The organism is Nitrosomonas sp. Nm58, from assembly GCF_900107335.1.
Lineage (GTDB): Bacteria > Pseudomonadota > Gammaproteobacteria > Burkholderiales > Nitrosomonadaceae > Nitrosomonas.
Genome location: NZ_FNPQ01000060.1, coordinates 1 through 10439, shown reverse-complemented (window position 1 = coordinate 10439; position 10439 = coordinate 1). Strand labels below are relative to the sequence as shown.

Here is a 10439-nt window from a genome sequence, read left to right as displayed (position 1 = left end):
CGCCAAAGAATGTCGCAAGTCAATCATTTGATCGAGACGGGCGCGGAAAAAGTCGTCGATAGCCATCTTAAATATTAAATACCTTAATTTCCCTCGGGTTTAGATGCGGATATTATGAATTCTTGAGAGTTCAGGAAGTGAATTTTTTCCCTGAAACGGAGAATTCATGAGGATCTTAGGCATTTTGCAGGACCGACTAGCTACTTTGCCGCTGCTTTCGGGCAATGTTAGGCACAACTCAAATTTGCAATAGAGAAACTGCATTCATAACCCAATTCCATTAGTCATACTTTTGATTAGAGCTGGGGTATTTTCGAGATCACGTAGCACGTAACTAAATGATTTTCTATACTTGGCTTTATTTATATTTCTAATTTGAGAATAGGAAAACACAAAAGTAATGCAGCAGTTAGTTTTGTCATATGGATCAAACGTAATATTTTAAGTAGCATATATTCCATCATTTTCCTAGAATAAACCGCATTCATATTCATTGTAAAACTGCAGCAATTGACAAGAGGCAAGATACCAACAAGACTTTAGATGTATGAGCCTGTGGGATCAGATAGTGCTGCGGCTCATTTCTCGTTCAATCAAACCAAATGGTAGCTTGGGCCGACTGTTAGCGTGTTGGCATCGACGTTGTAGGTGTAAATTCGACATAACATTACTCGTCAACAACAGAATCAGAGCGAAAGTGCTTGCCAACACGGCACTAAGCTACAAGGCCTTTACAAGATTGGTTTAGCGAACGTGACACAATACCTGAGCAATCGTATCTATGCATGGAGGCTACCAGTCCTCAGAACCTGTTCGCGATCTTCACAACAGCAATACCCGGAAAATCAGAAAGACGAACTGCAAGACTGGTGCTGAGCTTTCCCAAGGCCCGTCTTGCATCTTCCATGACTTACGTCCCTGCTTAATGCAGGTTGCACCAACCTGATTTTTTAAGCACCTGTTCTAACACGCTCATTCCGTCCTGATTAGGCTTACTCTACTTGGCAGAATACGAGTGCACTGTGCGTCACTTGGGGAAATCGCAAAAAAACAATCTCCATTGGCAATCACTACGCAGCAGGTACAGAACAGCACAGCACAGCACAGAACCCCTCATACAAATTATCATCATTGGCATGGTGCGCTTGCGTATGCTTTATAGTAGCGGCTTGATTTTTTTGAACTTCTTACGATCTATGTCAGCAATGTATTTCTTTCTCACCTACGTATTATTACCGTACATTAAGAGATCGTGAACGGGTTTTTAGGCACTCTTGCGGGCAGTTACCTGGATTTCGATTCTCATGCGCGGATCGGATAAGCCTGCCGCAATCATCATGGCCGCCGGGCGAACCTTACCAAGATACTTGCGGAAAACAGGCCAGCACAATTCAAAATCGGCCGCATTGGGCAATACATAAGTAACCCGCACGATATCCTGCAAGCCGGAACCTGCCTGCCGCAAAGCAGATTCGATGTTCCTGAAACATTGTTCAGTCTGTTCAAGCAGGTCATCCGATATGGTCATGGTGGAATAATCAAAACCTGTCGTTCCTGACACGAAAATCCAGTCTCCTTCCACCACTGCACGGGAATAACCAATCTCTTCTTCAAATATGGAACCTGAGCTGATCAGTCGTCTTGTCATACTATCTCCCCATAAAATATTGATAAAAATTTTATTCGATAATGATCAACCTGCCTAACAAGTAAAGTCAATCCAATACGCTAGAAAGTGAACAGATAATCAATCAACTGCGCCCCACCAAAGCCACCAAATGGCAAGAGCAACGCCTGGAGCGCTGGCTGCTGGGTAAAGGATGCAAAGGCACCCTCGCGTGTATTACGAATCCGCTCGATTAGCCGGTTAATTTGCTCTGCACTGGGAGGGAGCTGAGCCTGTGTTCTAGGTTGAGCCAGTTGCAAAAGTACTTGCTCATAATGAGCCAATACCTTGGCACGCATGGCGCCTGCACTTTTATTCAATAGCTTTGCCGTATACAGTGTGTAAAGCAGCGCGACGATGACAATCAGGATAAGCGCCAATGGAAAATCCATGGCATCGAACAGGTCGCTACGCGCAATCACCATGAAAAGAATTGAAACGAACGGTAGATAAATGAGCCATTGTATGCGTTGGGTTACCGCTACGACAAGCTGAAAATCAAGATAATAATCGAGGTAAGGACGTGGCATCCCGGTTTCGTTGACTTCGCGATCGAGCAAATGTTCGGGCCATTGCCTGCGAACATGACCGAGTGCTTCGATAAACTGGATGCAGGCACGACTCTCATAGCCAATCCAGAAAATAATCAACCAGAGCACGGGCGCAGTCATTCCTATGAGAATGTAATGCAGATACCTAACAAGCTCACCTCGATGCGGGAATGAAGGAATATCAAAGGCGCTAAATGCTACTATACTTAGCAGAAATACAATCACCGTCGACAAGACGATCCACCAGATCATTTCCTGCCAACTGGTGGCGCGCAAATAGTTCTGCCACAAGGTGGAAACCTCGATTTCACCCGGTAAAGCACCAAACCTAGATCTACCTTCTGTATCAAATGATATCAGATCAAGATAGGGCCCGGTCCACATGGCAGAGAAGCGACTGCGTGCAAGTGACCAGATGGAGGGCATGGCCAGGCTGAATCGCTCAGCTATTGTCAGTGCCTGCCGCTGGATCCGGATGATAAATACCCCTATCAAAATCAGCATCGTAATGAGGCTGATGAAACGAATCACAAGGTTGGGCCATACGCTGACCCCTTCCAGCCATACAAACGGTTCGCCCGTTCCTTGCTCGATAGTATCTTGCATGACCTGATTAACGACTATGAGTGCAGCAATTGTGATCACTGCCAGCACGATTACCCAGAAGGTTGTGGGATGTACCTGTATTGACGAGTATCCGGTTGATCTGATCGAGCAAAATAGCGTTAATAAACCTTTCTGAATACGACGACTGGTGATCATTGCCCACAAGCTGAATAAGATACAGGCAAGCCATATCATCCATTGCTGTGATAAGGGAAACGTCCATGATAGGTTGGCAGGCTCTATCCGGTCACATTCCGCCCAATCTGCACATGACGCCACTCGTGCCATATGACTTACCCCGTCCGGATTGCTGCCATTGATCCAATCGATGAGATCATCCACGGAAGGAGAGGCCACCAGCACTGCTTCAGTCCGACCAATCTCAAAAATCTGTGGCTTCAGCCATTTCTTCATTTGTTCAGCCCAATACCCAAGCGGCTCGGGCGCAAGCGCTATCAAAGTAGCCAGGTAAATCGAAGTTTGATAGCCGTCGCGAAAAGGTAACGTAGATTGCTGAAGTAAAGGATGCAATGCCAGACCAAAATTGGATACCGCCACGAGATTGCGCACCCAGTCCTTCTGATCAGCATGCAAATAACGCGCATCCAGATCAGTAGTAAAAAATATTTTTCCTTTGAAATGATTGCGTAGCGCCTGGAGGATCAGCAGTTTGTCGTACACATCCGAACCAACGATACCGATCGCCTTGACGCCATGCTCGGCAAACTGTGGATCACGGTCAAGCCTGGCGATCTCATTAGTCAAGCGTCGTAGATAGTCGTATTGACTGAGTCCCTCGGCATGCTCAGGTGGCGCTGCTTCAAGCTGAGCGCGTAAATCCATGGCTTGATTCGCATCATTCTCTCGCACTGCTTTTGTTCCGTGCTTCCCTGCACTGGGTAATGCGCCATCCAGTCCCCGCAGGTAGTTAAAACTGTACACTGGCGGTGATAAATCAGTATTGGCTTTACAGAGCTCAGAAAAGCTATCTGTCAAATTCTGAGACAATGTGCGGGCATAAGCAGAATCCCACTCGCTGATCAATACTAACCCATCCTTGCATCGATCATCTCGCTGAAATTCCGCTGCCCCTTGCTCGTCCTGCGGTGGCCATGTTCGCTCACGGTTAACACCACGCTGCCAAAGCTCCCATAGCAAAGTCACTGCGAGCACATCATCCGTACCAATGGTGCGAACTATCCCTTTCTCTTTCAGTTCATCCCGATAAACGTTGCGATTAAGAAAACATTGCCATGGCTGCTGACTTTTTACAGCAAACAAATCAGATAAGTTACAGTCAGTTATCGTCGCACTCGGTGAAAACATCTTGATAATGTGTTGTTGATCCAGCACCGCCGCATCGGCGCCGTGCACGAGTTTCATCAGCATGGCCGATCCTGCTGGGCCTACCACTGTCAATTCTCCAAATAATGCAGGCAAATTATCCTGAATCAGACCGGGATTATATAAACTCTCATTCAACCACAGCAACAACACCTTTGAGGCAGATTGCTCATTCCCCTCGAACCACTCAAATGGGATCGTAATCTGTTTTACCTTATCCTCAGTATCGACGATCTCTGAGTTTAGTTTTAATTGTCCATGGGTAATATGAAAATAACCGATCGCTTCGGAATTTACTGGACTATAGCCATGGAAGCCAAGTGCTGATACTACTGCAAAACGGGAGCGTCGCCGACTCTCAGCAGCTTCGGCAAAGGAGCCACCAAAAACACTGATTGCCAGAACCGTTACTTTGTATTGCTCTTCACGAAGCTGCCGGATCTTGTCACGGAGCACTTCTGGTTTGAGTGCTGCAGCCTGACCAATGGAATCTGTTTGTTTCTGCGCGGTAGTTTGCGCAAAACGCTCTTCATGTTTCTCAACTGCCGCAAAAGGATCTTGCCAGAGCCGCGCTTCAACATTTTGCTGTCCAATCGGTACAAATTTCACTCGCTCGATATCACTGGGGCGGGCGCTTTCCAGTGGAATATTCTTGACCAGTATGCCTGCTGCAAGCAATACCACCATAATGATCGGCAGTGGATTGATCAAAGCACTTTTGTTGTGATCACGATCTGTGCTCATGTTATCGGCACGATGGTTTATTTAGAATAAGATTAATAACTTCATGCACTTTCAGTTAAAAATAATTCTTTCGCAGGCTTTGGCAATCCAAATAAGTTACCCTGTACCAAGGCTGCCCCACATTGCTTGAGCACTTCTGCCTGCTGAACATTTTCTACGCCTTCGCCTAAAGTCATCCCACCGAGTGCAGTAATCGCTCGAATCGTTGCCGACATCTCTCGTTCAACCCCATCTTTACGCCCAATACGGCTGATCACAGTAATGCAGAGCTTGACAATCGCAGGGCGCAGTTCTTCGACAGTGGTCATATCAAAAAAACCACAGCCCGTATCGTCTAATGAAAGCTTAAGTCCCGTGTTCCGGAAATCTCTCATCACGGTATGCAGCTTAACTGCTGATTCAATGGGAAGATGCTCGGTCAACTCGAAAACAATGCGCGATAACGAAGACTTGATATGTGGATTTGATAAATATTGCTGGAATTCATATGACATGAATAATTCAGGTCCCAGATTGACTGATATCCATAAGTGTTGGGGAATATAAACCAACCAATTGATTGCCTGTTTGAGACAGGCAAACTCCAGAGCATGTGTCATGCCAAACTGCCTGGCGGCTGTAAATAGCGCATCCGCCGTATAGAAAACCGAATCAATTGGTCCTCGCGACAAGGCTTCATAGCCGACGATTTCTTGATCAGCAAGTGAAAAGATGGGCTGAAAATAACATTGCAACTGATCCTGCTCAATCAATAGCTGCAGGAGTTCCCTGGTCTCATTGCCATGCAAGGCTGGGTTAGTGTCAGGAACAAGCTCAAGCGCATGATCGATGACCTGGTTAACTGACTTATCATCAAGGCATTCTGGAGCAGGCAGAATCATCAATCTGCAGTCTTGCCGACTGCCAGTTGCCTGCCCAAAATTGGTAATCAGCAACTCATGCATTCTTGCTGCACCTACTTCCTGTAATAGCGGGATTTGCTCCGACATGTCGAAAGGCATCAAGCCCACTTTCGGGCCAAACACCCTGTACCAGCGTCCGAAATAAGCTGAAGTGATTGAGCCATAACATTGATATTTTTGTAACAGAATCTCGGATAATCGTTGAATATCTCGCGTCATATCAGCATAAGCAAGCTTGACGATTACTTCACCAAAAATCTCTAGGAAGCGCTCCGGTTGATTCAGTTGAACAGCCAAAATAAAACGCTGATCGTTTGGAACTGTCATAAATCCCCATCTCCTTAGAGCTTATGAACAAATCTGCTGCACGTCCTGATAGCTGCGTCAGGGAATACTCGTGCCTCGCCTATCTACTTGAGTATGGCTTTACCCAAAACGAAGTTTGGATAAAACTCGCAAAACTCGTTTTATCGTCACTATATTCCGCTTGCTACGTTTTTTTCACAAGCTCTTAGTGTTCAGGACAAGACTAGACTAGATATTAAGAATCATTGCTGATGCTATTATTCTTATCATATGCGTACTCTGCCATATGATGATTTCTAATCCCGACTAATCAAGAAAACTCGCTCTTATTCTTATAATTTAATACTATAGATGATGTTCCATAAGCATAATATAGAAAACACAAGTTTTGACCGCATAATCACTCAATAAATTGCAATAATCTATTTAATAAACTCCCAAACAATGTATCGCCGAATTCTGATTCAAGTCTCTTCTATTCTGATCGCTGCAGTTATCAGCATTATCATTATGGGTGAGATTCTGACCGGACCCGCATCAACCGCTGTTGGAATCTTGATACCCGATTTTCCGGTCGAATCGGTAAAAATTCCCGCTGGCAAGGATCACGAAGTGCATGGCTGGCTGACAAGAGGCATCCGTGGTAATGGCGTAGTATTGCTGGTTCACTCTATTCGCAGCAATCGCCTGGAAATGCTAGGTAGAGCTAGATTTTTGAATGACCGGGGATATAGTGTATTACTGATTGATCTACAAGCCCATGGGGAAACACCGGGCGAACGAATTACTTTTGGCATACGTGAGTCGCAAGATGTCAAAGCGGCGGTTGCCTATCTCCAGAACAATTTTCCCCACGAACGCATTGCCGCCATTGGTGTAACTCTGGGTGCAGCTGCTATCATACTGGCAGATCCTCCATTGAAGCTTGATGCGGTTGTATTGGAGTCTCTTCATCCGACATTTGAAGAAGCCGTTGAGAATCGACTAAAACTTCATCTCGGCGAATTCGGAGTATGGATTAAGCCCTTATTACTATCCTATTTATCCTTGCTTTTGGATCTGTCAACCAATGAACTCAATCCCATCGACCGGATAAGTAATCTGAGCATGCCTATCCTGTTAATTTCAGGTACGCACGACAAACATACCACGCAATCAGAGGCTGAGCGTTTATTTAATGCCGCTCTTCAGCCAAAAGAACTGTGGATTGTCCCAGGCGCAGGTCACTATAACATGCATACTTACGATCGCAGGGGTTATGAAGATCGCATTTCCTCGTTTCTGTCCAGGTATTTATGGCAGTAAAATAGCTATTTTCACCAAGTCAATATCATCCCGCCAAAGCGAAGGAGTCATTATGGCCGATTATCAACATATTCTGTTAGCAGTCGATTTCTCAGATCAGGATACGTATGTTGCACGTAAAGCTGAACGTTTGGCGACCTTTTTCAGTGCAAAATTGAGCATCATTCACGTGCTGGATAATATTCCAATGCCGGACACCGCTTACGGTACAGTGATTCCACTTTATTCAGATTCATCCTATGAACTGCTTGAAATAGAAAAAGACAAATTAATACAAGCAGGAAATAGATTAGCCATCGATCCCGCCAATCGATGGCTAATCTGGGGAAAACCGGAAGTAGAAATTATCCGGGTCGCCAATGAAGAAGACGTTGATTTGATCGTAGTAGGCTCACACGGCCGGCATGGCCTTGCATTACTTCTGGGATCAACTGCCAGTGGTGTGCTGCACCATGCACAGTGCGATGTACTAGCCGTCCGCTTAGAGGACGAGTGGGCAGGATCGGAAATGTTTGCATCTACCTAGAAACGCCCATTCTCTTCCAAGCAGCATACGCAATTACCATATTTTCCACCAAGTTGTTTTTCCTAACGGACTCGAATCCGAGAGGTATTCGCTTTCTGGAAAATTTTTTCTCATAACACGTTCCACGTCATCTCGCAAATCAGTCATCTTCATTTCATCATAAGCTCTGGCCATGATATACAAAGCTTCTTCCGTGGCAGGTGTCTGCGGATATTCTTCAAGAACATATTGCGCGCGCCTGACTGCAGCAACATAAGCTTTACGCTTCATATAGTAGCGCGCAACATATATTTCACTCTTGGCAACCACGTTAACCAGATGCGCCATGCGCTTGAGCGCATCGGGAGTGTACTTGCTCTTGGGGAATCGAGTAACCAGTTCTTTGAAATTTTCAAACGATTCACGCGAAGCCTTCGAATCACGCTCACTCATATCCTGATTAATGATTTTCGATGTGATATAACCCATGACTCCCAGATCATCATGAAAATTGGCTAACCCCTTGATATAATATGCATAGTCAACATTGGGATGATGTGGATAAAGCTGAATGAAACGATCTGCTGCTGCAATAGCCGAAGCCTGTTGCTGATCCTTATAATGCGCATAGGCAGTTTCAAGTTGTGCTTGTTGCGCATACCGTCCATAAGGATAGCGCGCTTCAAGTGCTTCGAATAATTTGATGGCAGCTTCATAATTGCCATTATTTAATTCATTCTTAGCTTCAGAGTAAAATTTATTTGGTGACCATTGACTATTATCTACTGACTTTTCCTTCAATAAGCCACATGCCGATAAACCCAAAACCAAAACTAAAATTAAACTATGCCACATGAAATTTCCTGTAGAAACTAAAAAAGCTATTCAAAATTATAATGCAAAGCCATCTTTATCCGCACTGGCTGAACGAACTGAATCCATTATTGATTTGGTTGTTCCGCAAAGCTGTATCGGACTTCGTCTAGACCTCGTGTTAGCACAGCTACTGCCACAATGGTCACGTAGCCGTTTACAGTCATGGATACTCGAAAAACGTGTAAGCGTAGATGGCGAAGTAGCTACACCCAAACAAAAAATTTGGGGAAACGAAAAAATTAGTGTTTCGCCTCATATTGTACCAGTCAACGAGGTGCATGCTGCAGAAGCCATTTCGCTCGAGATCATCTATGAAGATAACCACTTACTTGTCATCAACAAGCCCGTAGGAATGGTTGTGCATCCAGGCAATGGAAATTGGCAGGGAACACTATTGAACGCGCTCCTTCATTATTCTAAGCAACTTAATGAGATACCAAGAGCAGGCATTGTTCATCGGTTAGACAAAGATACCAGTGGTTTGCTCGTTGTCGCTAAAACGATAGAAGCACAAACCAACCTGGTTCGGCAACTGCAACAACATACCGTCAAGCGGCATTATCTAGCAATCGTGTTAGGTGAAATTAAACAGCGCGGTCATATTGATGCGCCAATAGGACGACATCCCGTGCAACGTACCAAAATGGCTGTGACTATCCATGGCAAGCCAGCTCGTACTTATTATCAAATATTAGAGCAATTCGAAGGTTGCACATTACTTCGTTGCAGCCTGGAAACCGGACGCACTCATCAGATCCGCGTTCACATGCACAGCATAGGCCATCCTCTCGTGGGTGATCCAGTTTATACCGGTAAACCTAAAAAGATTCCCGCAGAAATAGCGCGGTTGATCATGCAATTCCCACGACAAGCTTTGCATGCACAGCAGTTAGTATTAGCTCATCCGCAGCATGGTGAAACCATGATATGGGATTCTGTTCTATCTGAAGATATAAGTGCACTTCTGTAAGAGCTGCGACAATATCGTATGCCATCCTCTTAATAGAGAATCTACTAAGAAGATATCTTGAAATAATTCCATTATTCGTCATATCGTTGCGACTATGATCTTAACCATTTTATGAAGTCAATGTACCAAAGCGGCTTATCAGACGAAGAATGGATGCTAGTCTCGCACCATTTTGAGCATAAAGATCCACGAGGGAAAAAGCCGATTCACAGCAAATGCGCTATCGTCAATGCGATTCTCTACATCAGCAAAAGCGGAGCTCAATGGCGCTGGAGCCAACGAGGGGTGTGGGAAGCTGCACTGGACGAGATCAATGAAATCCATCGAAAAGAAACGGCAAAGAGCCAGCCCCTACTTTGGGGATTATAGACTCACAAAGTGTTAAGACCGCGTCATCCAGTGACTTCCGTGGTTTTGGCGGGGGCAAGAAAACCAAGGGCAGGAAATGCCATATTGTAATGGAATGGAATGGAATGGACGCCCACTACCCTAAATGGCAACGAGGTGCCAAAGTAGTGTTGTTTAAAACCCTGTAACTAGAGAGGAGCATCCGACATGAAAATTACGATAATTGGAATTGATCTGGCAAAGGAAGTGTTTCAGATTCACGGAGTAAATCTCCATGGGAGGGCCATGGTGCGCAAGCAACTCCGCCGAGGCGAGA

At 45.2% G+C, this 10439-nt stretch carries 9 protein-coding genes and 1 pseudogene; 6 read left to right on the top strand and 4 right to left on the bottom strand.

What is annotated here, in order from left to right:
• Positions 1–1264: 1264 nt before the first annotated feature.
• The 3 genes from BLW34_RS13775 to BLW34_RS13765 form a co-directional block, all read right to left on the bottom strand.
• A complete protein-coding gene (locus BLW34_RS13775; protein WP_090580756.1) occupies positions 1265–1648 on the bottom strand; it encodes a RidA family protein in 384 nt (127 codons plus the stop codon).
• Positions 1649–1728: 80 nt separating this feature from the next.
• Positions 1729–4911 carry a hypothetical protein gene (locus BLW34_RS13770; RefSeq protein ID WP_090580753.1) on the bottom strand — a complete coding sequence of 1061 codons (3183 nt, stop codon included), beginning with the start codon at positions 4909–4911 and terminating at the stop codon, positions 1729–1731.
• Between the two features lie 41 nt (positions 4912–4952).
• Positions 4953–6140, bottom strand: coding sequence for an EAL domain-containing protein (locus BLW34_RS13765; RefSeq protein WP_090580750.1), 1188 nt, complete (start codon positions 6138–6140; stop codon positions 4953–4955).
• A gap of 489 nt (positions 6141–6629) precedes the next feature.
• Between BLW34_RS13765 and BLW34_RS13760 the strand changes: the two genes are divergently transcribed.
• Together BLW34_RS13760 and BLW34_RS13755 are read left to right on the top strand one after the other, a co-directional pair.
• Positions 6630–7424, top strand: coding sequence for an alpha/beta hydrolase (locus tag BLW34_RS13760; RefSeq protein ID WP_371263953.1), 795 nt, complete (start codon positions 6630–6632; stop codon positions 7422–7424).
• A gap of 52 nt (positions 7425–7476) precedes the next feature.
• On the top strand, positions 7477–7950 hold the full coding sequence (locus tag BLW34_RS13755) for a universal stress protein (RefSeq protein ID WP_090580744.1): 474 nt from the start codon (positions 7477–7479) through the stop codon (positions 7948–7950).
• A gap of 33 nt (positions 7951–7983) precedes the next feature.
• On the opposite strand, the gene BLW34_RS13750 is transcribed toward BLW34_RS13755, so the two are convergent.
• Positions 7984–8784 carry an outer membrane protein assembly factor BamD gene (locus BLW34_RS13750; protein WP_090580741.1) on the bottom strand — a complete coding sequence of 267 codons (801 nt, stop codon included), beginning with the start codon at positions 8782–8784 and terminating at the stop codon, positions 7984–7986.
• Between BLW34_RS13750 and rluD the strand changes: the two genes are divergently transcribed.
• The 4 genes and pseudogenes from rluD to BLW34_RS15810 all read left to right on the top strand — a co-directional run.
• Positions 8783–9775, top strand: coding sequence for a 23S rRNA pseudouridine(1911/1915/1917) synthase RluD (rluD, locus tag BLW34_RS13745; protein ID WP_090580738.1), 993 nt, complete (start codon positions 8783–8785; stop codon positions 9773–9775). The genes BLW34_RS13750 and rluD overlap by 2 nt on opposite strands.
• A gap of 111 nt (positions 9776–9886) precedes the next feature.
• Complete coding sequence (locus BLW34_RS13740) at positions 9887–10144, top strand: transposase (RefSeq protein WP_090580735.1); 258 nt, start codon at positions 9887–9889, stop codon at positions 10142–10144.
• A complete protein-coding gene (locus BLW34_RS17520) occupies positions 10132–10311 on the top strand; it encodes a hypothetical protein (protein WP_143037943.1) in 180 nt (59 codons plus the stop codon). The genes BLW34_RS13740 and BLW34_RS17520 overlap by 13 nt, the downstream gene beginning before the upstream one ends.
• Positions 10312–10330: 19 nt before the next feature.
• Positions 10331–10439: pseudogene (locus BLW34_RS15810) on the top strand (IS110 family transposase); the annotation flags it as partial.